This window comes from Candidatus Equadaptatus faecalis (assembly GCA_018065065.1).
Lineage (GTDB): Bacteria > Synergistota > Synergistia > Synergistales > Synergistaceae > Equadaptatus > Equadaptatus faecalis.
Map to the genome: position 1 here is coordinate 19,127 of JAGHTZ010000007.1, position 24,029 is coordinate 43,155.

27 protein-coding genes and 1 tRNA gene are annotated in these 24,029 nt (G+C 45.2%); 14 read left to right on the forward strand and 14 right to left on the reverse strand.

The annotated features are described in order from the left end of the window. Window positions 1-9: 9 nt before the first annotated feature. Window positions 10-1,746 carry a [FeFe] hydrogenase, group A gene (locus KBS54_00540; protein MBQ0054623.1) on the forward strand — a complete coding sequence of 579 codons (1,737 nt, stop codon included), beginning with the start codon at window positions 10-12 and terminating at the stop codon, window positions 1,744-1,746. A 249-nt stretch (window positions 1,747-1,995) separates the two neighbouring features. Here the strand turns inward: KBS54_00540 and KBS54_00545 are convergent, their stop codons facing one another. The 3 genes from KBS54_00545 to KBS54_00555 are packed head-to-tail and all read right to left on the reverse strand — an operon-like array spanning window position 1,996 to window position 4,445. After that, window positions 1,996-2,634, reverse strand: a complete 639-nt coding sequence (locus KBS54_00545) for a histidine phosphatase family protein (GenBank protein ID MBQ0054624.1) — start codon at window positions 2,632-2,634, stop codon at window positions 1,996-1,998. A 12-nt stretch (window positions 2,635-2,646) separates the two neighbouring features. Continuing rightward, window positions 2,647-3,759 (reverse strand): Ldh family oxidoreductase, encoded by a 1,113-nt coding sequence (locus KBS54_00550; GenBank protein MBQ0054625.1) that lies wholly within the window; start codon window positions 3,757-3,759, stop codon window positions 2,647-2,649. Window positions 3,760-3,788: 29 nt separating this feature from the next. After that, window positions 3,789-4,445, reverse strand: coding sequence for an HAD family hydrolase (locus tag KBS54_00555; protein ID MBQ0054626.1), 657 nt, complete (start codon window positions 4,443-4,445; stop codon window positions 3,789-3,791). Window positions 4,446-4,655: 210 nt separating this feature from the next. On the opposite strand from KBS54_00555, the gene KBS54_00560 reads away from it, so the two are divergent. Both KBS54_00560 and KBS54_00565 read left to right on the forward strand, forming a co-directional pair. Next, a complete protein-coding gene (locus KBS54_00560) occupies window positions 4,656-4,850 on the forward strand; it encodes a helix-turn-helix domain-containing protein (GenBank protein MBQ0054627.1) in 195 nt (64 codons plus the stop codon). 11 nt (window positions 4,851-4,861) lie between these two features. Then, window positions 4,862-6,280 carry a site-specific integrase gene (locus KBS54_00565; protein ID MBQ0054628.1) on the forward strand — a complete coding sequence of 473 codons (1,419 nt, stop codon included), beginning with the start codon at window positions 4,862-4,864 and terminating at the stop codon, window positions 6,278-6,280. A gap of 30 nt (window positions 6,281-6,310) precedes the next feature. On the opposite strand, the gene KBS54_00570 is transcribed toward KBS54_00565, so the two are convergent. The 3 genes from KBS54_00570 to KBS54_00580 form a co-directional block, all read right to left on the reverse strand. Further along, window positions 6,311-6,733 (reverse strand): hypothetical protein, encoded by a 423-nt coding sequence (locus KBS54_00570; protein ID MBQ0054629.1) that lies wholly within the window; start codon window positions 6,731-6,733, stop codon window positions 6,311-6,313. 290 nt (window positions 6,734-7,023) lie between these two features. Further along, the gene (locus tag KBS54_00575) at window positions 7,024-7,896 is read right to left on the reverse strand and encodes a hypothetical protein (GenBank protein MBQ0054630.1); all 873 of its coding nucleotides are present in this window, start codon (window positions 7,894-7,896) and stop codon (window positions 7,024-7,026) included. Window positions 7,897-7,898: 2 nt separating this feature from the next. Then, window positions 7,899-8,456, reverse strand: coding sequence for a tyrosine-type recombinase/integrase (locus KBS54_00580; protein ID MBQ0054631.1), 558 nt, complete (start codon window positions 8,454-8,456; stop codon window positions 7,899-7,901). Window positions 8,457-9,007: 551 nt separating this feature from the next. Here KBS54_00580 and KBS54_00585 point away from each other — a divergent pair. Both KBS54_00585 and KBS54_00590 read left to right on the forward strand, forming a co-directional pair. Then, complete coding sequence (locus KBS54_00585; protein MBQ0054632.1) at window positions 9,008-9,217, forward strand: helix-turn-helix domain-containing protein; 210 nt, start codon at window positions 9,008-9,010, stop codon at window positions 9,215-9,217. Then, window positions 9,217-9,405, forward strand: a complete 189-nt coding sequence (locus KBS54_00590; GenBank protein ID MBQ0054633.1) for a hypothetical protein — start codon at window positions 9,217-9,219, stop codon at window positions 9,403-9,405. Before KBS54_00585 ends, KBS54_00590 begins: the two co-directional genes overlap by 1 nt. 408 nt (window positions 9,406-9,813) lie before the next feature. Here KBS54_00590 and KBS54_00595 read toward each other — a convergent pair whose 3' ends face one another. The 5 genes from KBS54_00595 to KBS54_00615 all read right to left on the reverse strand — a co-directional run bounded on the left by KBS54_00595 (window position 9,814) and on the right by KBS54_00615 (window position 12,852). Beyond that, window positions 9,814-10,323 carry a hypothetical protein gene (locus tag KBS54_00595; GenBank protein MBQ0054634.1) on the reverse strand — a complete coding sequence of 170 codons (510 nt, stop codon included), beginning with the start codon at window positions 10,321-10,323 and terminating at the stop codon, window positions 9,814-9,816. Window positions 10,324-10,891: 568 nt separating this feature from the next. Then, a tRNA-Arg gene (locus tag KBS54_00600) sits at window positions 10,892-10,968 on the reverse strand. A gap of 113 nt (window positions 10,969-11,081) precedes the next feature. After that, a complete protein-coding gene (locus KBS54_00605) occupies window positions 11,082-11,573 on the reverse strand; it encodes a gamma-glutamylcyclotransferase (protein MBQ0054635.1) in 492 nt (163 codons plus the stop codon). Window positions 11,574-11,674: 101 nt separating this feature from the next. Continuing rightward, complete coding sequence (locus KBS54_00610; GenBank protein ID MBQ0054636.1) at window positions 11,675-11,986, reverse strand: TIGR04076 family protein; 312 nt, start codon at window positions 11,984-11,986, stop codon at window positions 11,675-11,677. Beyond that, entirely contained in the window at window positions 11,983-12,852 is an 870-nt protein-coding gene (locus KBS54_00615) for an EamA family transporter (protein ID MBQ0054637.1), read from the reverse strand. Before KBS54_00615 ends, KBS54_00610 begins: the two co-directional genes overlap by 4 nt. Before the next feature lie 253 nt (window positions 12,853-13,105). Here KBS54_00615 and KBS54_00620 point away from each other — a divergent pair, with 253 nt between their 5' ends. From KBS54_00620 to KBS54_00630, 3 genes are all read left to right on the forward strand, one after another. After that, a complete protein-coding gene (locus tag KBS54_00620; protein ID MBQ0054638.1) occupies window positions 13,106-14,377 on the forward strand; it encodes an argininosuccinate synthase in 1,272 nt (423 codons plus the stop codon). 70 nt (window positions 14,378-14,447) lie between these two features. Next, a complete protein-coding gene (locus KBS54_00625) occupies window positions 14,448-14,732 on the forward strand; it encodes a UxaA family hydrolase (GenBank protein ID MBQ0054639.1) in 285 nt (94 codons plus the stop codon). After that, the gene (locus tag KBS54_00630) at window positions 14,729-15,886 is read left to right on the forward strand and encodes a UxaA family hydrolase (GenBank protein ID MBQ0054640.1); all 1,158 of its coding nucleotides are present in this window, start codon (window positions 14,729-14,731) and stop codon (window positions 15,884-15,886) included. The genes KBS54_00625 and KBS54_00630 overlap by 4 nt, the downstream gene beginning before the upstream one ends. 233 nt (window positions 15,887-16,119) lie before the next feature. Here the strand turns inward: KBS54_00630 and KBS54_00635 are convergent, their stop codons facing one another. After that, the gene (locus KBS54_00635) at window positions 16,120-17,544 is read right to left on the reverse strand and encodes a nicotinate phosphoribosyltransferase (protein MBQ0054641.1); all 1,425 of its coding nucleotides are present in this window, start codon (window positions 17,542-17,544) and stop codon (window positions 16,120-16,122) included. Between the two features lie 241 nt (window positions 17,545-17,785). On the opposite strand from KBS54_00635, the gene KBS54_00640 reads away from it, so the two are divergent. Then, window positions 17,786-18,364 (forward strand): hypothetical protein, encoded by a 579-nt coding sequence (locus KBS54_00640; GenBank protein MBQ0054642.1) that lies wholly within the window; start codon window positions 17,786-17,788, stop codon window positions 18,362-18,364. A 152-nt stretch (window positions 18,365-18,516) separates the two neighbouring features. Here KBS54_00640 and KBS54_00645 read toward each other — a convergent pair whose 3' ends face one another. Continuing rightward, window positions 18,517-18,954 (reverse strand): hypothetical protein, encoded by a 438-nt coding sequence (locus KBS54_00645; GenBank protein ID MBQ0054643.1) that lies wholly within the window; start codon window positions 18,952-18,954, stop codon window positions 18,517-18,519. Between the two features lie 92 nt (window positions 18,955-19,046). On the opposite strand from KBS54_00645, the gene KBS54_00650 reads away from it, so the two are divergent. From KBS54_00650 to KBS54_00660, 3 genes are read left to right on the forward strand one after another with little or no spacing between them, the layout of a single operon-like run. Beyond that, window positions 19,047-19,910, forward strand: coding sequence for a lysophospholipid acyltransferase family protein (locus tag KBS54_00650; GenBank protein MBQ0054644.1), 864 nt, complete (start codon window positions 19,047-19,049; stop codon window positions 19,908-19,910). Then, window positions 19,907-20,680: a prepilin peptidase gene (locus tag KBS54_00655; protein ID MBQ0054645.1), complete on the forward strand. Its 774-nt coding sequence runs from the start codon at window positions 19,907-19,909 to the stop codon at window positions 20,678-20,680. Before KBS54_00650 ends, KBS54_00655 begins: the two co-directional genes overlap by 4 nt. A 56-nt stretch (window positions 20,681-20,736) precedes the next feature. Continuing rightward, window positions 20,737-21,153, forward strand: coding sequence for a hypothetical protein (locus KBS54_00660; protein ID MBQ0054646.1), 417 nt, complete (start codon window positions 20,737-20,739; stop codon window positions 21,151-21,153). A gap of 112 nt (window positions 21,154-21,265) precedes the next feature. On the opposite strand, the gene KBS54_00665 is transcribed toward KBS54_00660, so the two are convergent. Continuing rightward, window positions 21,266-21,469 carry a hypothetical protein gene (locus KBS54_00665; protein MBQ0054647.1) on the reverse strand — a complete coding sequence of 68 codons (204 nt, stop codon included), beginning with the start codon at window positions 21,467-21,469 and terminating at the stop codon, window positions 21,266-21,268. A gap of 270 nt (window positions 21,470-21,739) precedes the next feature. On the opposite strand from KBS54_00665, the gene KBS54_00670 reads away from it, so the two are divergent. Beyond that, window positions 21,740-22,354 carry a sugar transferase gene (locus KBS54_00670; GenBank protein MBQ0054648.1) on the forward strand — a complete coding sequence of 205 codons (615 nt, stop codon included), beginning with the start codon at window positions 21,740-21,742 and terminating at the stop codon, window positions 22,352-22,354. Window positions 22,355-22,414: 60 nt separating this feature from the next. Next, window positions 22,415-24,001, forward strand: a complete 1,587-nt coding sequence (galE, locus tag KBS54_00675; GenBank protein MBQ0054649.1) for a UDP-glucose 4-epimerase GalE — start codon at window positions 22,415-22,417, stop codon at window positions 23,999-24,001. Window positions 24,002-24,029 lie beyond the last annotated feature (28 nt).

Sequence of the window (24,029 nt, forward strand, 5' to 3'; positions counted from 1 at the left end):
GAAAACATCATGGTAAAAGTTACAATAGACGGCGTAACAGTTGAAGTGCCCGAAAATTATACCGTAATCGAAGCGGCGGCACTTGCCGGCATCCGCATTCCTCAGCTTTGCTACCATCCGGAACTCAGCAAAGCGGGCGCCTGCCGCGTATGCATGGTTGAAATCGAAGGCGCGAGAAACCTCGGCGCAGCATGCGTCTATCCGGTAGCCGACGGAATGGTTGTTCACACGAACACGCCGCTCGTCCGCGAAACAAGAAAAACGGTAGTTGAACTGCTTCTTGCCAACCACGACAGAAGCTGCCTCACCTGCCAGAAAAACAACGACTGCGAACTTCAGAAAATCGCTGCCGACCTCGGCATCCGCGAAATTCCGTTTGAAGGCGCAAAACGCGACAACCCTGTTGACGACAGCAACCCGTCACTCGTCCGCACACCCAACAAATGCATCCTCTGCGGACGCTGCGTAAGAGCCTGTGCAGAACATCAGGGACTTGACGTCTACGGCTTCATCAACCGCGGCTTCAACACCGTGGTCGGACCTGCATTCAACCTTGGACTCGGCGACGTAACCTGCTCGCTCTGCGGACAGTGCAGCGCAGTCTGCCCAACAGCGGCAATTACTGAAAAAGACGACACGGAAAAAGTCTTTGACGCAATCGGCGACCCTGAAAAATTCACCGTCGTACAGACAGCACCGGCAGTCCGCGTTGCTCTCGGTGAAGCCCTCGGACTTCCCGCGGGTGAAATCGTAACCGGCAAAATGGTTGCGGCTCTCCGCAAACTCGGCTTCGACAAAGTCTACGACACCAACTTCTCAGCCGACCTTACAATAATGGAAGAAGGCACAGAATTCCTGCACCGCATCAAGAACGGCGGCGTGCTTCCGATGATCACCTCCTGCTCACCGGGCTGGATCAATTTCATCGAAATGAAATACCCCGACCTTCTCGGACACCTCTCAACGGCGAAATCACCGCAGGGAATGTTCGGCGCGTTAATGAAAACCTATGAGCCTGAAAGACTCGGCATACCTGTTGAAAAAATCTACAGCGTATCAATCATGCCCTGTACGGCGAAAAAATCGGAATGTGTACGTCCGCAGCTCCAGTCCAACCCCGGAATCCCCGACGTTGACGCGGTACTCACGACGCGCGAACTCGCCCGCATGATCAAAAATGCCGGTATCGACTTCAAGAACCTGCCGGAAGAAGACTACGATGATCCCCTTGGAACATCGACAGGCGCGGCGGCAATCTTCGGAGCTACAGGCGGCGTTATGGAAGCGGCACTCCGCACAGTACACTTTGTACTTACCGGCAAAGAAATTGAAGGCATCGTCTTCACGCCTGTACGCGGCATGGAAGGCATTAAAGAAGCATCGGTTGACGTACCTGTTGACGGCAAAACAGTCACGGTCAAACTCGCCGTTGCCCACACGCTCAAAAATGCCCGCATCCTTATGGACAAAATCCGCGCCGGCGAAGCAGACTACCACTTCATCGAAGTCATGGCATGCCCTGGCGGCTGCATAGGCGGCGGCGGACAGCCCCAGCCGGTCAACGCGCAGATTCGCGCGGCGCGTACGGCTGCTATCTACAAAGTGGACGAAACGAGCAAACTTCGCCAGTCGCACAACAACCCGCAGATCAAAGAAATCTACAAACAGTACTTCGGCGAACCCTGCGGCGAAAAATCGCACAAACTGCTCCACACGCACTACACGGCGCAGAACCGCGAAATATAAGACACAAACGGCATCACAAAACGGCGTGGGAAATCTCTCCCGCGCCGTTTTTAATTAAACCTTTGACAGATTTTGAAAAGATTGACGTCACCAAATCCTGCAATCTTTCGGATTTCTGCAGGAAGACGGACTAAAAAAGTTCTAACGGTTTTGATAATTGTTTTTTTATCGTAATTGGTTCTCTTTGTAATTGTTTCTTTTAGTAATTGTACTTTATCGTAATTGTTTTTTATTGTAATTGTCCCTTGTTTATTTTGTCCAGCCGCCACCGGTGCTTGCAAGCTCCGGCGTCCAGTTGAAGCGCACAAGGCGCATGCCGTACTGATTTTTCTCCAGCTCGCATACTGAGCAGTACTGCATCGGGTAGAAGAAAACCTTGTTGAGGTTAAAATCAAAATAATGGCAGAGCAAAGTCCATATTACACCGCCGTGAAAAACGACAAGCAGATCGCCCTCTGTTTCCTCAAGCAGCTTTTCAAGAGCGTTTACGGCACGTGTCTGCACCTGGCGGAAGGTTTCTCCTCCCGGGCAGCAGCAGTCGGCAAATTCTTTGCCCGGAATTTCAAAGGTTTCTTTCCACTTGCTGCGCACTTCGTCAAAGGTTTTGCATTCCCATTCGCCCATGAAAATTTCCTGCAGTCCTTCCGCTTCGCGTATGCTTTCCTTGCGTGAAGGGAACATAAGTTCGGCAGTCTGGCGTGCACGAAGCATTGTGCTTGTGTAAATATTTGTCGGGTTAATGCCGATTTTTGCGCCGAGCGCTCTTGCCTGCAGAGTTCCGTCGTAGCTCAGCGGCAGGTCTGTTCCCCCGCCGTAATAGGTACCGGCTTCAATTTCAGGACTGGCGTGGCGTACGAAATAAATTCTTCTTGCAGTCTGTTCTTCCATGCAGTTCATCTCCTACCTTTCAAACGGGAACGTGTACGGCAGATTTTTCGCGTCGCGCACGTCGGTTAAATCTTTCTGTACGGCTTCTCCGACAGGAACGCCTTTGTCCCTGCGGTCAAGCCATGCAAGCCACTCTTTTTCGCCCGCAGTATAAATTCTTTCCGCGTCAGGCGCTTTCTGCGATGCCCTGAGCGCACGGCAGATGTCGCCGGCTGTTTTTCTGAACGTTTCTCTGCCCATAAACGCGTCGGGGTCAACAACAAAGAAGAAGTGTCCGAGAGAGTACATACGCGGCTTGCCGTTGTTATCAATTCCCGTGAGTGCTTTCATAAATTTGCCGCCAGCAAGCGCAGCCGAAAGTATTTCTATAACTGCCGCGTAGCCGTAGCCTTTGTAGCCTGCAAGTTCTTCGCCGACGCCGCCCAAAGGCGCAAGCGCGGCTGTTTTGTTCACAAGGTCTTCAAGAATCTGCTCGCTGTCTGTAAGCACGGAACCGTTGCGGGCAATAACCATGCCCGCAGGCGTCGGCTTGCCTTCGCGCGCGTAATATTCTATTTTTCCGCGCTGGACTATTGACGTGGCGCAATCGATGCAGAACGGAAAATCTTCGTCCGTCGGAAGGGCAAAGGTAAGCGGATTTGTCCCCATCATGTTTTCAACGCCGAAAGTCGGCGCTGTCGACGGGCGTGCGTTTGTTCCCGTAATGCCTATCATACCCTCTCTGCTTGCCATTGTTGCCCAGTAGCCGGCAATTCCGTAGTGGGTGGAGTTTTTAATCGCGCCGCCTGCCATGCCGTATTTTTTCGCTTTTTCAAGCAGCATGGTCATAACCTTATGCGCGGCAACCATTCCCATACCGTCGTGGGCATCCGCAACGACGGTTGTCGGCGTTTCCTTAAGAATTTCAAAATTTGTGACGGGAAGCAGTGTACCCTTAACGATACGGTCTATGTAAATAGGCTTGAAACGGTTGCAGCCATGGCTTTCTATGCCGCGTCTGTCGCTTTCAAGAAGCACGTCAGCACAGATTTTCGCGTCCTCCTCCGGCACTCCGTATGCCTTAAACGCGTCAATCATAAAAGAATTCATAAGCTCCCATGAAACGTACGGTCTTGTCTCTTTCATTGCAGCCCCTCCCTGAAATGCTGTGATTTCTACTCCGTAATGCCCAAAAGCGGCAGTATATCTTCCGGTTTGAAAATAACAAGCTCTGCGCCGTGCTCCCTGAGAAAAGCCTCTCCGCGGAAGCCCCAGTCAACCATAATCGGAAACAGTCCCGAATTTAATGCCGTTTGAAAATCAACATCGGAATCCCCTACGTACACAGCTTCGCTTTTATCAACGCCTGCCTGCTCAAGAACTGCTTCAACCATGTCAGGATAAGGCTTGATTCTGCGCCCTTCCTTATCTCCGGCGGAGTAGTCGAACAGCCCGTCAAAATAGTCCCTGCAAAGGCTTTTCACCGCATATTCTGCCTTGTTGGAAACGACTGCCGTCAGCACTCCGTTAGCCTTCAGGGTTTTCAGCATTTCGGGAATGCCGTCGTAAGGCTTTGTATTGTCTGCGCAGTGGTCTTTGTAAAAACGGTGCATCTCGGCAAAAACCTCTTCAACCTTTTCAGGAGAGGTTCCCTGCGGCACAGCGCGTTCTGCAAGCTTGTGCATACCGTTTCCGACAAACCATCTGACTTCTTCCGTTGTCCGCACGGGCATACCGAAATAATCCAGCCCGTGATTTATCGCGGCTGCAAGGTCGTCAAGCGTGTTCAGAATAGTTCCGTCCATATCAAAAACGGCAAGCTTGTAATTCAAAATTTACCCTCGCAAGAATATAAATCTGGCGTCCCCGAACTACTCTGTACAATTTTACAAACCCTTGTAAACACAGAGCTTGCCAAATCGTAATTCACACTTTATAATATATTCACACCGTTCACAACGATAAAATATATCGTGAATAGCAACGCAGGTCAGGTCTGCCTACTGAAATTATACTACAAAACAAGGAGAGGTGGGATAGAAATGTCATCAATCTTTATACGATTGAACGAAGTTAGCGAACTTTTAGGAGTTAGCAAATCTACAATCAAGCGCTGGATAAAACGAGGAGTTTTTATTCAGCCATGTAATTACAAACTGCCAAATGTTTGTAAATCAACACCACTTTTCTTCTTTAAGTCCGATCTGAATCGCTGGATAGCAAGTTTGAAAAAATAGGAGTAGTGGCAATGATATACAGAACAGAAAAAGATATTGAAAACATAAAACAAACCGATAAACCGCAACGCATACGCATTGCGCCAAACTTGTATTTGAATGTCACACAGAAGACATCGAAGTTAGCAAAAAAATGGTATATCAGAACAAAGTTTAATGGTAAAACTGTTTACGAGTTCATTGGATTTTTTGACCCAAAGAGTAAAAATCACAAAGACAGCAAACATATTTCTTTAAACCATGCGCTTGATATTACTGCCGAAAAAATTGTTAGCAAGAGTAGGGCAGCTCGTATGGAAAAAATTTCCGACAAAGAATTTAACCCGTATTTTTCTGTTATGTGCGAAAAATGGTTTGATATTTACCATAACAATCAACGAGAAAGTACCGCTATAAACGCATTAAAGATTATACGAAAATATATTGAAACAGCCTCTTTCTACAATAAAAGGTTGAGAAATATCCAGAGAAAGGAAATCAGAGATTTAGTTGTTGATGTCCCTATTGCTACAGCAAATAAAATGCTCGGTTATATAAGGAAGGTTTTTCTTTTCGCAAAGAATAACGGCTACTATGCTCCACCAGCCTATACAAAAGCAGACGCCGAAGTTCCGACACCGCAAGAGATAAATATACCGACAAAATCTGAAAAACATTTTAACGCTATAATCGACCCGTATGATTTTGCGATTATGATAAAGAAAATCAGAGAGCATTCGGAGTTTGAATATATCACTACAAGAGCAATTTTATTCTTGGCGTATAATTTCTGTCGCGGTGGTGAAATGTTAAAACTTCAATGGAAAGATATAGATTTGGATTTTGATAATCTTATAAAGCTTCCCAAAGAAAAAGTGAAACACAATGAAGAACTGCTGATACCGTTTAGCAAACAAACACGGCAGTTATTGATTGATATCAGGAAATACAGAATAAAAAACGATAATATTCTTGGAAAAAATCTGTCCGAGCATTATGTATTTCACAAACACGGCGATATTCACAGTCCAATGTCTTCATCGGGATTGTCAAAGTTTATGCGAAAACTTGGTTATGGTATTGAAACGCATTGCTTACACGGTTTTAGAAGTTCAGCAAGTACAATGTTACGAGAGCAGTTGGATTTTCAATCCGAACTTATTGAATCGCAGTTAGGACACCATATAGGAACAGGAGTAGAGCGCATATATAACCGTGCCACACTTCTAGAAAAAAGAAAAGAAATGTTACAAACATATTCAGACTACATAGATTATATTGTTGGACTTTTAGACAAACCGAGAGCAGATAGATCAAAGTTTGTAATCGGGAAAGGAGATTCAAGTAACAGGAAAGTTAAAATCATAGATATAGCAACAGGACACGAAGAAATTATTACACTCAAATATGGAGAAAATATCAAAGCATTAAAAGAAAGGCTTAGCAAATAAACTGCTAAGCCTTTTTAACACTTTGTGGTTTTACTTGACAACTATATCACAGCGCCAAGTTTCGTTAAACTCTTTGATTTTAGTCTCAAGTTTTTCTTTTGAGTCAGGATCAAATTCTGAAAGTTTATCTATAAGTTCCTGATTTAATACCATAAACTGTACTCTGTTTTTGGCATATTTAACAAACATATCTATCATAAGGTCGGTAATCTTCTTAAAATCGTTCTCTTTTTGCTTACCGATTTTAGTTACGATAGAAGCGTCTTTTAATTCTGCCAACTTACGGTCAAGCTCTTCTTTTTGTTTCAGCAAATCAACATTCTGGAAATATATCTCTCTTTCGGCTGCTTTTTTTGCGGCTCTTTCGGCTGCTTTTTTCTTAGCTTTTTCTGCTTGTTCTTTCTCTTCTTCTGTCAGCATTGCTTCTTCTGTTTCTGTTTTTGTTTTTGCCATAAGGTATCACTCCTTAATATAAAAATAAACTGCCTAAAAAGATGATATATATAAATGGTACCTTTGTCAACAGTCAGGAATGAAAACTGCCAACAGCTCTGCGTTAGTGTTTATCAAACATTAAAGAAAATAATCTCTAAAACGCTGATTATCACTACATCTAAAATCGGGAATTTAACATTGAAAAATTTACAACTTAATTATAGGTTGGTGAAATTAAAAATTAAAATCGCCTGAAAATATAGTCACTTGAAAATTGGTTGAAGACCTGAAGAAATAACAGGCATAAATCATTTAACATAGATTTTAGATAAATTAACCTTATCTAAAGCACTCATATAATCAAGTATAAAGTAATTTGATTTACTGCCTTTGAATAAATGAATTATATCTCTGCTATTGATATATTCACCTGTTAAATATTCATTCGTAATCAAATAATTTATTGCTGTTGTCATAGGTTCAATTTCTAATTGCTTCAAATGTTCAGGTCTCTTTTTTTCTGCTTTGAGTAATCTATTCAATGATTGGTTAAATAATGGATAACACTCATTGAATAAAGTTTTACCAGTTATGATTTTATGCTGTACAAATGATAGATAGTAATAGAATTGTCTTTGATAATTATTCAAGTTCAGTTTTAGAATGTCGGTATTGAAATTCTTTATCTCGGCATTCTTTAACAGCATATTCTTATAATCATTGGTAAAATGTATTTGTAGGTAATAATCTTTCTGTTTAATAAGGTCTGCGCTGCCTAAACAGAAAGATTTTTTATTACTGGTATAAAATATCTTATCAAGGACAGTAGCAAAGTTATTTAACTGCTCTTTAGCATAGGTTCTTTTATAAATACCAGTATAGTCTTGGTATTCAGTCAAAGATATATTTGTCTCTTGGTCTGATGTCAGTTTCAAGTTCGCAAGCAATAATATTTTAATGAAATTAGGTTGAATATTCTTTTTATTATCAATGTCGGTTTGTAAAAATTCTTGTATGTCCGAAATAAAAATATCATTGTACATATAACGGGCATCTGAACTGCGGACAAGTTCACACACTTTATTATCATTAAAATAAATACTGGCAGGGTAGATTTTAGCAGATATACCAAATAATTTTCTGCTAAAATCACTTACATACAAAGGTAATATTCTACGCATTATTAAAAGTTTATGGCTTCTAGAGCACTATCTATTTTCTGCCTATCTATTCTGAGATATCTTTCAGTTATAGCACTTGAAGAATGATTTAATAGGGTTTTACAGTCCAAAATTGATTTGGTCTGATTATAAAGTGCTGTTGCCCCTGTTTTTCGTAGTGAATGTGTTGCTACATTTTCAATTTTTAGTTTACGGCAAGCGTCTTTTATAAAGTAGTAGGCAGTCATTCTATTTAGGGCTTTACCTTCTTTGTTCTGAAACAGAAAATCTTCTGGTCTAATGTTATCAAGTGTAGAAATATAATCAGCGAAGATACAACGCATTTTACGATTTATAATTGTATCTTTAATCTTTTTAGTCTTCTGTTCCTTGATAATCAGTCGATTTTTAATCTTTCCATTGTCGTATATATCACTAACTTTAAGATTAAGAATATCGCTTATTCTTAAGGTACAATATATACCAGTATAGAAGATAACATAATTTCTAAAGGATTTTTCTTTAATTACTGCTCCAAGTTTTGCGACTTCGGACTGGTCTATTGCTTCAACAAATTTCATTCTGACACACTCATTTCTGTTTGAATTTATATTTATCATATATTGTAAATAAATTATATATGCTAAATATGTAAATGTCAACTACACTCAGTATTTATCGGTATAAATTGGATTTTGCTTGAAAATGCTACATTCCAACACTTTTTGAAGAAAAATCAAGCGTTTAGCAAAATATTCATTGTGATAAATTGTCTTCTCTATTTTAATTTTAGTCATAAATTAAATTTGAGAAGCAACTACTACTAATTTATTTTTTTGAAAGAAATTTCATTCAAAGTTATGTAATTTGAATCTAAGTAAAAATTAAATTAATAGTGTATGTAGAGTTATGTTTCTAAACTTTACCAAACATAACAAACATAAAATCTATAAGAAAGGAACGTACAGCTATGGAAGATAAATCATTAAAGCGAAAACAAATTGATTTGAATATCCAAAAATTAACTCAGCAGATTAACGAAGCCGAGAAGCGTGTAGCAGAACTTACACGAAAGAGAACTAGCGAATACCAAAAAAGAAATAACCTATAATACAGAAAGGAATAATATACAATGAAAGATAACAATAACAATGAAAGCTTAATCGAAGATTTAGTATTCTATAATGCCGATAACTTGGCAGAAATGCTGAGTTGTAGCAGAAGAAAAATACTTGACTATCTACAAAAAGGAATAATAGATAGTGTTCGGTTTGGAAAACAATATCTGGTTAGTCCAACGATGCTGAGACAATCTATGACGCGGTTAAAAAGAGGTAAATAATGATGAGGTACTATACAATAGAAGATATTGCCTATATGTTAGAGAAAACAGAAATTGAAATTGAAAAAATGATACAAGACGGCAGACTGAAGTACGATTATAAAAATATTGACGGAAATAAACTTGTATCAGAATATAATTTGGAACGGTATCTAGAACTAAAAAGAAGATACACAGGTAAATACTAAAATCAAAGAAAGGAAAATATAGAAATGAAATTAAACCAATTACTAACACTTGACCAAGTAGCAAATATTACAGAAGAAGACCCAGGAGATATTTACACAATGACTTTAACAAATCAACTTCCACATTATTGTTGTAATTGTGAAGGTGATTATCTGTATAAACTTGAAGATATAGAACGCTACTTGGACAGAGTACATTATTTCAGAAGAAAAAATATGTGCTAAATAAAAATAATGATAGCAAATGCGCTATCATTATTTTTTTAGCTTGACTCGTCTGTACGGAAGATGTTATAATAGAAATGGCGTACTTTTTTATATATATAAAAGTAGAAAAGTTCGGATAAATCCAGTCCGTTATTAACAATATTCTGTGCTAACTAAAATATTTTTACACACACTTTTTGATTAGTCAAACTCCACCTCTACAATTACTTTTGTATCACTTCCGTCAAATTTTACATTTACAACTTTCCAATAATCGTCGTGCTCTCTTTGTAATTTGGCATGATAAATTTTCCTAGTTTTAGCACCAAATCTATTCTCAGAATCAACATATGAGGTTAATATAACAACATCATCGGATATTATTTTAACTTTGTACATACCTTTTTCTATGCTTGGAAATTCCGCTGTGGTTGGTGATAACAGATAATCTCTAACTCCTCCATATTCTGATTCGGCTGCTACAATAAAATTAATTATGTTGGTTTCAGCAGCTGGTGTAGGGCGTTTTTTTTCTTCTTTTTGTGCTGTTACCGATGTTGTATTTGTATCATTACCACCAATGAAATTGTCAACAAAAGCACACAGAAACCCCAAAATCATAATTACGCCTAATGTTCTTACAAGTAATTTCCAACCACTAGTTTTTTTCTTTTTTGTAATTGTTTCGGGTTTTAGAAAAAAATCTTCCATAGACTATTCCATCTCCATATAAGTTTTTCTTCTGTTTTTGCTATTATCTCCAAAACGCTTTCCATAACCACTATCTTAAATCAGAATAAAATTCTCAAGCAGTAACACTTCTTTCAGGATTAGTGGTGCTACGCTTGAATCCAAGCGTTTCTCATTAAAACTTTGCTCTCAACCTGTGTATATAGTGTACTGCTAAATCTTCCATTTAACAAGGCAGCGCAGACCTGAAAATTTTTAGACTGCTCTCGCTTACGCATCGAGCAGACTAAGGCAATAGCGTTTCAACGCTATTGCCAGGCTGATAACAAAAAGTAGCGACTGCTACAAGTGAAACAAGCTTGTATAGTTCAAGTTAGAAAAATCGTGTAGATACTGATTAGGACTGCGTTTATAGCACTTTTTACAAGAAATTTAGATTTTAACAAAATTTCCTATTCACACCCATTCACACCATTTTGGAATGCTGAGTTCCACTCTGTTTTCTTTGACCAATGTCCGAAAAATGCTGATAAATACTGAAAAAATAAAACAGGCTGTGTTTGGAAAACACAGCCTGAACACTATATTCTGGCGTCCCCGAACGGATTTGAACCGTTGACCTTCCGCTTAGGAGGCGGACGCTCTATCCAACTGAGCTACGGAGACGCAATCCAATAAATAATGCAGAATGAAAAATTGAAAAGTAAAAAATTTCTTTGGTTTCAACTTTAAATTATGCACTTAGTTTTGCACTTTACATTTTACATTATGCAGTAGTTCTAGTATGTTGTAAACGTTTCGCGCTTGATTTTCGGCTTGTACCGGCGAAGCACCTCGTCAATGTATTTTTTCTCAACCGCATGCTCCGCGGCACCGGAAATAACCTTCTGCATGTAACTCTGCGCAGGTTCTCCGGGCGTCGTGTCTTTTTCAACGTAGACTATTGCTTCAACAGGCATGCCGACACCGGTATGTGTCATGAGCACAAGCTTGTCGCAGCGTGATTTTTCAGGTTCTTCCGCATTGTAGCCGAGCGTCTTGTCAATATCGCCCTCGTCAAACGGCGTAACACGCCAAAGCACGCCCTGAACCTGACTGCCGCCATCTGGAACTATTGTCGCAACTCCGCGGGAATTTATCATAAAACGGAATCCGTCAAGGATTGCCATGCCTGAACACAGCGCGTCGGGGCAGCGGAATTTCAGATGATTGGAATTCATGTACTCCCCGTACATAAAAATTATTGATTTCTCAACGTTTGCTCTTCCCATAACAGCACCTCTTTTATCGGTGTTTTCATAACGCAGATATTTTATACTATCGGAAAAATTTCTGCAATAAGAGACACAATATTAAGTCGTCAGCCAGCTGCTCATTCCACCGTTTCTATCAGAAAGCTTACGGGGCGGAAGCCGTCGTTGCAAGACAGCATTGCGGAATGGGGATTTTTCATCCAGCCGTCGTAGAAATTTCCGCCGCCTTCGGCAAGCGTTTTTACGAACGGAAACAGAATTTCCCAAGCGCTGTCGCAGAAATTTTCAGGTCTTTCGGCGTTTTCCGAGATGAACACGTCGCCTTCCTTTATTTCGCAGGCGTGCTCTATCGGATTTTCATATTTTTCCGCCAGATCGTCGTAAAAAACTTTTCGTATTGCGGTTATTCTGACTTTTTTCACGCTTTTCACGCCTTTTTTCCTTCAAGTATGCAGCGCGCCGCGCCGCCTATAATCATTGCGCAGCCGAGAAGCTGCAGAGCTGTCATTCTTTCGCCGAGAAGCAGCGAAGAATAGACAATTGCAAGCAGCGGTTCCAGATAGCCGCTGACTGCGATGACCTGCGCCGGAAGTTTTCCGAGAGTTGAAAAATAAAGATAGCAGGTAAGCCCCGTATTGGTGGTTCCGAGCAGAAGAACAAGCAGCCACTGGGATATAACGGGTTCCGGAAGAGGAGGCCGGAAGCCTGTTTTCAGCAGCGTAAAAACAATGGAGAAGCAGCAACAGAAAAAAAGCTGCAGCACGGCGTTTTCAAAGCCTGAAACGTGTTCTGCCCGTTTATTGCAGATTACCATGGCGGCGTAGCAGAAAGCTGAGCTTCCCGCGCAGAGCAGCCCGAATTTTATGTTGCCGTGTCCTCCGACGCCGCGGTTGAGAAACACGACGCCGACAAGCACAACAGCTAAATATGCCAGCTTTTTCACCGTCAGCTTCTCTTTGAAAACTATCGGCGACAGCGCTATGACAATTACGGGGCCGCAGTAGGTGAGAAGCGTTGCTACCCCTACGTCTATGTGGCGGTAGGATTCGTACATGAGAAACCATTCCGTTGACTGCGCCAGACCTGAGAACAGTATAAATTTCAGGTCATGTCCGTATGACGGAAAGGTAAATTTGTTTCCGGACAGCTTAAAAAAGGCAAACAGCACAAGAGAAGCCAGTATTGTCCTGTAAAAAACAATACCACAGCTCGAAAGGTGTATAAAGCGGGAAAGAGTCCCGTTAGTGCCGAAGATAACCAGTGAAAACAGGTGTTTCAGCAAAGCCGCGTTGTCCATAAACTGCCTCCCGTATGTCACGCGGGATATTATAGCGCATTTTTACCGTACGAAAGCATTTATGATATGATGATTTTTATTCTGTTATGTGTTAAAATACCGTATCTATGTTAAAGAACAGAATGCGGGGTGCTGTCATGGTACAGTTGCGCTGCGCAAGACGACGACGAACGGGGCTTTGCGCTTAGACGTTTCAGACAGATCAGACAGATAAATTAAACTTACGGCAAAAAGAAAAGGAGACATAAATATTATGAAAAAGAAATTCAAAAAAATAGTTCTTGCATATTCAGGCGGTCTTGACACGTCAGTTATCATTCCGTGGCTCAAGGAAAACTACGACAATCCCGAAATAGTCTGCGTATGCGCAAACGTCGGACAGGACGACGAAATTGAAGGTCTTGAAGAGCGCGCGAAGAAAAGCGGGGCAAGCAAACTTTACATTGAAGACCTCACGGAAGAATTCGTCAACGATTTCATCATTCCGACAGTCAAAGCCGGCGCCGACTACGAAGGCTATCTGCTCGGCACAAGCTTTGCCCGTCCGATTATAGGCAAACGCCTTGTCGAAATCGCAAAGAAAGAAAAAGCAGACGCAATCTGCCACGGCTGCACGGGAAAAGGCAACGACCAGGTTCGTTTTGAACTTGCAGTCATGCACTTCGCTCCTGAAATGAAAATCATTGCCCCGTGGCGCGAATGGGACATCGTCAGCCGCGACCAGGAAATTGACTACGCCGAAGCACACAAAATTCCTCTTAAGATAAGCAGGGAGACAAACTACTCAAAAGACAAAAACCTCTGGCATCTTTCACACGAAGGTCTTGACATGGAAGACCCCGGAAACGAACCTCAGCTTGAGAAAAAAGGCTTCCTCGAAATGTCGGTATCGCCGCTCAAAGCGCCGAACAAACCGACCTACGTCACGCTCAGTTTTGAAAAAGGCGTTCCTGTCAAGCTCGACGGCAAAAAGATGACTGCAACGCAGATTATCCGCAAGCTGAACAAACTCGGCGGCGAAAACGGCATAGGAATTCTTGACCTTGTTGAAAACCGCCTCGTCGGCATGAAATCGCGCGGCGTCTATGAAACCCCGGGAGGCACAATACTTTACAGGGCGCACGAAGTGCTTGAAACGATATGCCTTGACAAACTCACGTCGCACAAAAAACGCGAACTCGCAATCACGTTTGCAGACCTCGTCTACAACGGACAGTGGTTCACCCCGCTTCGCGAAGCTCTCTCGGCATTCGTTGATGCAACGCAGGAGCGCGTTACCGGCGACGTTAAACTGAAGCTTTACAAAGGCAACATAATGAACGCAGGCGTTTGGTCGCCGTACTCGCTTTACAGCGAAGAAATCGCAACGTTTGACGAAGGCGGGGATTACCGCCAGGACGACGCAAGCGGCTTCATCCATCTTTTCGGACTGCCGACTAAGGTTCAGGCAATGCTCGACGGGGCAAACGCCAAAAAGAAAGCGCCGTGCAAAAAATGCTGCGGCAAAAGAGGCAAAAGAGATTAAATAATTCAAATGAAATAACATTCAAGGCGGGAGATATTCTCCTGCCTTAACTTTAGGAAGGTGGTTTGAAATGCCTGTGAACGCAATTAAAGTAACTGACAAAGACAACGTGGCAACGGTTCTTCAGCCTGTTTCCGCCGGAGCGGAAGTCTGCTGGAGCCTGTCGGAAAAGTCTGTTGCTGCCGCCTCGGATATTCCGTTCGGTCACAAAATCGCAGTGCGCGGCATTGCCGCCGGCGAGTACGTCTACAAATACGGTGAAATTATCGGTGAAGCGGTGAAAGACATTGCCGCAGGCGAGCATATACACGTTTCAAACATTGACAGCCGCAGGGCAAGAGGGGATAAAAAATGAAATTTAACGGATATCTTCGCAAAAACGGCGCAGCAGGCACACGAAACCACGTGCTCGTGCTTTCCTGCGTATCCTGCGCAAACCACGTCAGCAGAAAAATAGCCGATGCAGTCGAAGGCGCAGTCTGCTTCTGCCACGATACAGGCTGCACGCAGATGGGAACAGACCTTGAACAGACGCAGCGCACTCTTGCCGGAGCGGGCAAAAACCCGAACGCGGGCGCGGTTGTGGTCGTCAGTCTCGGCTGTGAAGGCGTCTCGGCGGAAAAAGTTGTTGAAGAAATAAAACAGACAGGCAAACCTGTTGAGCTTGTACGAATTCAGACCTGCGGCGGCACCTCTGCGGCAATTGCAAAAGGCATAGAAACCGCCAGAGCATTCCGCAAAGAACTGAACAAGCTTGAAAAAACAGAACTTGACGCGTCACAGCTTGTCCTCGGACTTGAATGCGGAGGCTCCGACTTCACGTCAGGAATAGTCTCCAACCCTCTGGTCGGCTACGTTGCTGACAAGCTTGTGAAACTCGGCGGGACAGTCATTCTTTCGGAAACTACGGAAATGATAGGTGCGGAGCATCTGCTTGCGGCGCGCGCATGCTGCCCCGAAGTCGCGGACAAACTGCTTGCGGCTGTTGAAAACGTTGAACAGCAGGCGAAAAACATGAACGAAGACCTGCGCGGCAGCCAGCCGACGCCGGGCAACATTGAAGGCGGACTTTCTACAATAGAAGAAAAATCGCTCGGCTGTCTTGCAAAAGCGGGAAGCACGGCTGTCAACGAAATGCTTGAATACGCGCAGATACCGACAGCAAAAGGTCTTGTAATAATGGATACGCCGGGCTACGACGTGGAATCTGTTACCGGAATGCTTGCCGGAGGCGCCCAGGTTGTCCTCTTCACAACAGGCAGAGGCACCCCTGTCGGTTCCCCGACGGCGCCTGTTATAAAAATCACCGGCAACGCGCAGACGGCGCAGAGAATGGCGGAAAACATAGACTTTGACGCAAGTCCGGTGCTTGAAGGAAAAGAAAGCCTTGAAGAAGCGGGCGAAAAACTCTTTGAACTGCTTATGCGCGTCGTCAACGGCGAACAGAGCTGCGCGGAAAAACTCGGACACTGCGAATCAGCCATAACAAGAAAAGGACCAAGTTTTTAAAAGATAATTACCGTACGCGGAAACGTTTGAGTACAAATGAAAAACTTCTGTAATTATTCTTCTATGCTTCGTCTTCCTGCGGACTTCGCAGGAAGACGGCGATTTTTTGTCTATTCCGTCTTTTATCCGTCACTTATGCTTAGGGTATTCCCTGAACGATTCGTCATTATCTTTTCCTAAGTGCTAAGTGCGAGGTGCGCCCCTAAGGTACTTGGTAATTTGTAATTGTTTTTTTACCGTGCTATTGCTTTCTTGATAAGCTCTTTGCGCAGGTTGGAAAGCCTGTGCGTCAAATCAACGTAATATTCCTGCGGATTGGAACTGCGCAGAACCTCCGGATACAGCGTTTTCATCTGCTCCTCGCAGTATGCCCTGCGTTTGTGAACGCCGGGCATTTTATATATCTGCTTTCCGTTCTCAAAAACCTTAACGCGCAGATTTTTTACGTTGTAATCCGTTATCGTTTTCGTCTTCCATTCCTCAATATGGCTTGTAAGCGTAAAGCAGTCTGTCGGAATTTTGTCCTCGTCAAGCGCCACGACGTCGCCGAGCGCAAAGCCCGTAGCTTTGTCGTAGAAACGGTAGAGCTGCTTAAAGCCCGGCGTAACCGTTTTTGAGCTGTCGTTTGTCACCTTGATTTTCGGAACTGTAACGCCGTTTTCCTCTATCGCAACAAGCTTGTAGACACCGCCGACGCGTTCGTTTGCCGCGGCAATGTTGTCGCCTACGCCGAGCAGATTAAAGCATGCTCCCTGATGGCGCAGCGAAAGAATGGTCTTTTCGTCCAGTCCGTTTGAAAGGCAGATTGCAGTATCCGTAAAGCCTGCTTCGTCCAGCATTTTGCGCGCCTGTTTTGAAAGGTAGGCAAGGTCGCCGCTGTCAATTCTTATACCCTTGAACTTATAGCCGTTGGGAAGCAGGAAATCGCGCGCAACGCGTATTGCGTTCGGAACACCGCTCTTCAGCACGTTGAAAGTGTCAACGAGGAACAGGCAGTTGTCCGGATTGCTCTTTGCGTACGACAGAAAAGCGCTGTACTCGTCGTCCGCGTCGCAGACAAGGCTGTGAGCCATGGTTCCCAGCGCAGGAATGTCGTAAAGTTTTGCCGCAAGCACATTGCTTGTGCCCCCGCAGCCCCCGACGAAAGAATACTTACTTGCCTCAACGGCAGAAGCTATTCCTCTTGCGCGTCTTGCGCCGAACTCCATAACAGGGGCACCGCCGGCCGCCTCGCAGATGCGCCGCGCCGCGGTTGTTACGAGAGTTCCGTGGTTAAAAGCGGCAAGCAGGGCGGTTTCGCAAAGCTGCGCTTCAATGACGTTGGCGCGGACAGTGACAACAGGCTCCTGCGGAAAAACAGGGGTGCCGTCCTCAACCGCATAGACGTCGCCGGTAAACTTCAGTTCGCGCAGATATTCAAGAAAAGCGTCCGAAAAACAGCTGCGGCTCCGCAGATAATCTATATCCTCTCCCGTGAAAGAAAAGCCGTTGACGTAATCAATAATTTCGTCAAGCCCGCCGGAAACGGAATAGCCTCCGTCAAACGGATTTCTGCGGAAGAAAATGTCAAAATAACCTATCTTGTTCGTCTCATTGCGGTCAAAATAAGTCTGTGCCATCGTAAATTCGTAAAAGTCGGTCATCAGCGTCCGGTTCATCATCTGCGCCTCCCTTTCGTGTAAGCAACAGTATACAACATTTTAATAAAAAGAGCAGAAAGTTTGCGCAATTTTGCCGTGTTCCGCCTGAAATGTCTGAAATGAACTGCTGTTGCCGAAAATCAGGCTAAACTGCGATATAAATTTCACACAATTTATTTTTGTATATTGGCGTTTTTTCAATAAAGAGTATATAATAGTTTCACCTTGAAATTTCAACGACGCAAAGGAGAGAAGCATTATGGCAGAGAAGAAAGCAAAAGCCGCAAAGGTCGCTCCAAAAGCAGAAGAAAAGAAGGTTCAGGCTGCGGCGGCGAAAGAAAAAACGGCAGTCAAAAAAGCTGCTCCTAAAAAAACCGAACAGAAACCGAAGGCTGCAAAAACCGAGGTTAAAGCTGTTAAAAAGGCTGCACCGAAAAAAACGGCGCTGGCAAGGGCAGTAAAAGAAGTTAAAGCCCCTGCGGCAAAAGAGGTAAAAAAACCGGAAGCAAAGGCAGAGCCGAAAGAGAAGAACATTTTCAAGGCAATTCAGAAGGCTGACCTTGCGAGCTTCACGGCGCTTGTCGCCTCGCAGAAGAACAAACGCGGTGAATACGGCCGCACGCCGCTTATGACAGTATGTCTTATCCGCAGCAATCCGCGCATGACAGACGGCTCAAACTATGAAACGAAACGCGTTACGTCAGGCAAGGAGATTTACGACAAGATGTATCAGCTTCTGATTGACGCCGGCTGCGATACGAACGCAATGGACGACGCCGGAAACACGGCGCGCGAATACAACTACGGCGGAATTCTCAACCAGATGCTCGCTGACTAAACGCCGTTTTATTCTGTATTAAAAGGAACCTGCCCGTGCAGGTTCCTTTTTTGATTTTAATGTTATAAAGGAATTCACTTTTAGAAGCGTTCACTTATAAAGGCGTTCACTTGAGAAGACTTAAAAGTGCCGCGCAGCGAAAAGTGAATCTTCTACATTATAAGCTTTCCGCCGTTTTTGTTGTTGAGGCTGTCAAGCTCGTTGAGGACGTTTGCGTTTGCAACGGCGATTTTCGGTTTCTTTGCCTCTGCTTCGCGCATCATTTCTTCAACCTTTTTCTTGTATTCTTCCATACTCTTTTTGATTGATTCCGTGTCACCCTTCAGCCATTCCGTAATGCCCTGAGTCACCGTGTCGCATACGTCATCGCCCGGTTCTTCGGCAAGTCCGCCGAGCTCTTTGAGCATTCTGTATTCTTCTTTCACAGAAGCCTTGATGTCTTCGTCCGTGAGTATGCCTTTTTTGTAAAGCACGCGGTTGATTATGTTTGCCCTGGTTTTGTTGTTTTCGTCGTTTGCCGAGAGCGCTTCAACGCGCTGAACGAGCATTCCGATAACTTCTTCCAGACTGATCTGCACAGGTGCTGCCATGAAAATCACTCCTTTGAATATTTTGTCCGCTTTTAATTTTAGCATAATTGCCGTATTCAGGCTATAATGTAATTGACAAACGGAGGGACAATATGAGCAGAATGGTTGACGCGGCACTTTCAGCGTTAAAAGCAATAAAGCCGGGCAGAAGAGCTGCCGCCCTTGTCCGTTTCGCCGCCGGCTGCGCAGAGCTTACGCAGCCGCGCCGCAGCGTTGCGGAGAAAAATCTGGAGCTTGTCTTCCCCGGCATTTCAAAGGAGCGCAAAGCGCAGCTGCTTAAGGAATGTTACGAAAGCCTTGCCTGGACAGGCGCTGAGCTGTTCGGCTGGCAGGACAATCCGGAGCTTATAAACGAATGGACTGTCAAGGTTGAAGGCAGAAATTACATTGACGACGCCCTGAAGCTTGGAAAAGGAGTGCTTTTCCTCACGGCTCACATTGGCAACTGGGAGCATGCCGCTGCATGGATAGGGCGCAATTACGGATCTTACGGCATTGCGCAGCACAACAAGAGCCCGTTTCAGAAGGAGCTTATCAGCAGACTGCGCGCCGTTTCCGGCTTGAAGGTTATCGGCAAGGAAGAGCCGATGACGCGTATTGTTTCTATACTTAAAAAGAACGGCCTTGTCGGCATAGTTTCAGATCAGCACGCAGGCGGAGACGGAATACAGGTTCCTCTGTTCGGCAAAGCAGTGTCCACGGCGCAGGGGCTTGCCGTATTCTCATGGCTGACGAAGGCGCCGATAATTCCCGGCCGCTCGATAAGGCTTGCGCCGTACAGGTTCAAAATGCAGTTTCTTCCGCCGATTGCGTGGGAAAAGCTTGCAACGAGAGAAGAAACGCTGTACGACATTTCGCGCAGAGCGAACGAAGTGATTGAAAAATGGGTGCTGGATACGCCGGGACAGTGGCTTTGGCTTCACAAACGTTTTAAGGAAGCCGCGGATTACGAATGAACGCGGCGTTAGTTCTTTTCAGCGCATATTTCGGGGCGTGTATTGCGTCATTTGTCCTTGCCGCGGCTGAGCGTACGCTTGAAGAAAAAAAATGGTACGGCGACGAACGTTCAAAATGCGTTTCCTGCGGCAAAACGCTGACGGCGTCGGAGCTTTTTCCAATATTTTCCTTTCTGTTTCAGAAAGGGCGCTGTAAAAACTGCGGAGCAGAAATAGCGCGCGAATGCCTTTACACGGAGCTGCTCGGCACCGCGTGCGGGGCGCTTTTTGCAGCCCGCTTCGGCTTTTCGCCTGCCCTGCTGTTCTGCTGCACGGCGTTTCTGTTTCTGCTTTTTTCGGCGCTGACGGACGCAAAAAGCGGATACATTTACGACAACTGGGCATTTGCAATGGCAGGCTCCGGACTTGCGGAAAGACTGCTGTTCGGCGGGTTTCAAGCCCTGACAGACGGAATAACCGGCGCACTTGCAGGTTCTGCCCTGCTGTTTGCAATACATCTTTTCAGCCGCAAAAAAGGAATGGGGCTCGGCGACGCATATCTTATGCTTGGTTTCGGCGCTCTGTTCGGCTTGAAAATTACGCTGCTCGGGCTTTACTGCGCGTTTTTCGCCGGAGGCTGTACGGCTGCCGTGCTGCTGCTTGCGAAAAAGGCGTCGCGCAAAACAGCGCTTCCCCTTGCGCCGTTTTTGGCGGCAGGGGCGCTGCTTGCGGTTGAAATTTATCCTGCTGTGTTCGGTTATCTCGGCATAACTGCCGACTGGCCGTTCTAAAAATTTTACAAATTTTACAGATAAACCACGTACAATAAAAACTCGGAGGTGCAGTTATGCCGGAAGAAACAATCAAACGCACAAAGGTAGAGCCGAAAAAAGTGCCCGGACCTGATCTTTTCTGGTATGAGCTTGACGACACAAACGTTCCCGAAGCGGAAGCCACGGGGCAGAAAATGATTGCCGCCGTTGAAAAAATGCTTTTTATCGACGCGGATATGGTTCCTGTCGGCAGGGAGGTTTTTGCCAGAAGCCTGAAAGAAGAAAATCTGTTCCTTTTCGGGCGCTGCTTCCCCAAAGGGCTGGGCAACTTCGGAGGCCCTCAGATTCAGGCGAAAACAAGCGGAAAATTCTATCCTGTTCCCGACGGGGAATATTTTATCGTCGGAATGCTGAGAGACTATTTTGAAGCGGAAGAAGCCGGCAGACGCACGAGAAGAAGCAGCGGAACTGCCGCGCCTCACAGGGGATAGCTGTCTGCAGCCCAAAACAAGCGGCAAACCTGATTAACCTGCGCGACATAGGATACAAAAAGAACGGGGACACAGTGTCCCCGTTCTTTTATTGTCTGCCTTGCGTCTGAATTTATTTCTTAAAGGCTATATTGCTTTCCGCCTGCGTTTCCTCTGCCTCGTCAAGATTTTCAAGCGCATAGTTAAGAGACTGAAAAACCAGCTCGTTAAGCGAAACGTTGTTCCGCGAAGCGATTCCCGCCATCCGCTCCATAAGCATAAGCGGCAGCCTGAACGATTTTGTAACATACTCCTCCCCCTTGCGTACTTTCCACATAGTCAACACCTCACTGCAAAATTTTCTTTCTGCAGATAAAATACACTATTGCAGCCATCGTATATACCGTATATTTTTACAGTTTTTAAGTAGTGCAAATTACGTATAAATTTAGCGTCGGATAAATCTACATAGTTATATATTGTATATTGCAATATATATTATATTGTAATTTACAATATAAAAGGCTATAATTGGGTTAGTGTTGGAAATTGACAGGGCACGTTTGCGCGTACTGCGCGGCGAAATACACGAACGGCGGGGCAGGCTATGAACGTTACGGCAGAAAATTCAGCAGCGGAAAAACCGTTTTACGACTTTGTAAAACGCTGTTTTGACATAGTTTCTTCCTTTTGCGCGCTCATCGTATTTGCGCTTCCGATGTTCGTCATTTCCTGCCTTATAAAAAAAGACAGCAAAGGACCTGCAATATTCAAACAGGAGAGACTCGGGCTGAACGGCAGACCCTTTACGCTCTACAAATTCCGCAGCATGAGGATTGACGCGGAAAATGACGGCCCCTGCTGGGCGGAAGAAGACGACCCCCGAGTGACAAAACTCGGCAGGAAACTCCGCGACAGAAGGCTTGACGAACTCCCGCAGCTCTGGAACATACTGAAAGGCGATATGTCCGTAGTGGGGCCGCGTCCTGAACGCGAATATTTTTACAGGGAATTTGAAAAAGAAATTCCCGATTTCCGCTCGCGCCTGAAAATCATGCCCGGGCTTACAGGCTGGGCGCAGGTCAACGGAGGCTACTCGCTCTCCCCCGCGCAGAAGCTTGAAAAAGACAAGGCGTACATGCGAAACCGCTGCATACTGCTCGACATCGCAATAATTTTCAGAACTGTTGAAATCATACTCACCGGAAAAGACGCCTATTAACCGCGGAAGCGGATAAAAGCAGATACAGTAAGAATTTCAGCAAAAAGGAGGGCGGAGGAAATGAGCGGCAGAAACGGCAGAAAAATACTCGTAACAGGCGGCGCCGGTTACATCGGCAGCCACACGCTCGTATCGCTTGCAAAAGCCGGCTGTGAAACGCTTGTGCTCGACAACCTCTGCAACTCCTCGGAAAAAGCCCTTGCACGCGTGGAAAAAATCACGGGCAAAGCCGTAAAATTCATATTCGGCGACGTACGTGACAAAAATCTGCTGGACAAAATCTTCAGGGAAAACAAAATACACGCCGCAATACACTTCGCAGGCCTTAAAGCCGTTGGCGAATCTGTCGGCAAACCGCTTGACTACTACGAAAACAACGTCTGCGGCACACTCTCGCTTGTAAAAGCGATGGCAAAAGCCGGCTGCAAAAACATAATATTCAGCTCCTCCGCAACCGTCTACGGCGACGCAAAAGAAATCCCCTCCACGGAAAAAACGCCGAAACAAAACTGCACGAACCCCTACGGCTGGACAAAATGGATGACGGAACAGCTGCTTGCAGACCTGTATGCGTCAGACAAGGCGTGGAATGTTATGCTGCTGCGCTACTTCAACCCCATAGGCGCCCACAAAAGCGGACTTATCGGGGAAAACCCCAACGGAATACCCAACAACCTCATGCCCTACGTAACACAGGTCGCAGCCGGAAAACTCAAACAGCTCAGCATATTCGGCAATGACTACGCTACGGAAGACGGCACCGGAATCCGCGACTACATACACGTAACAGACCTTGCTGACGGACACGTTGCCGCGCTCGAAAAACTCGACGGCGCAGGGCTTCGAATCTACAACCTCGGAACAGGAAAAGGCACCTCGGTGCTTCAACTGCTCTCCGCCTTTGAAAAAGTCAACGGCATAAAAATACCGTACACGATAAAACCGCGCCGCGCAGGCGACGTGGCAGTCAGCCTCTGCTCCCCCGCCCTTGCGGAAAAAGAACTCGGCTGGAAAGCAAAATACGGCATTGAAGACATGTGCCGCGACGCCTGGAACTGGCAGAAACAAAACCCCAACGGCTACGAAACAGACGAAGCGGATACAACGGGCGGCAAGACTTCCCCTTCGTCATTAACGCGAAACGAAAGCCGCGGCGGACAAATCACCGTAGGCTGCATTCTGCCGCGCGAAACAAACGAAAACGCGAAACAAAGCGCTCAATTTCAAAACTTCGCGCAAAAATTTCAGGAAATATACCCCGCAGAACACATAACGCCAAAAATCTGCTTTACAGCCTTTGAACAGACAGAAAAGGCAGAAAAAATATCGGAATGCAGCGTACTCTTTGCATACATAAACAGCCCGGACAAAACAGCCGCGGAAACGCAGCTTTGCCGCGCGATGTCATACGCAAAACCCTTGCTCTGCGCCGCAGACGCGGACAGCTTCAGCCGCGCGGCGGAAATTATCAAAGCGGCAGACTGCGGCTTTGCCTTTCCGGCAGACGACAGCGTCGCCGGAATTGGAAGACTGCGGACACTCTGCAGCCTGATCCCCGAAGAAAGAAACAAAATGGGGCGTCAGGGCTTGAACTATGCGGGAAAAAAGAATATGAGCGTAAAAATGCAGAAAGATATAACAAAATGAAAGTTTTGTTCACAGCCACCGTCGCGCA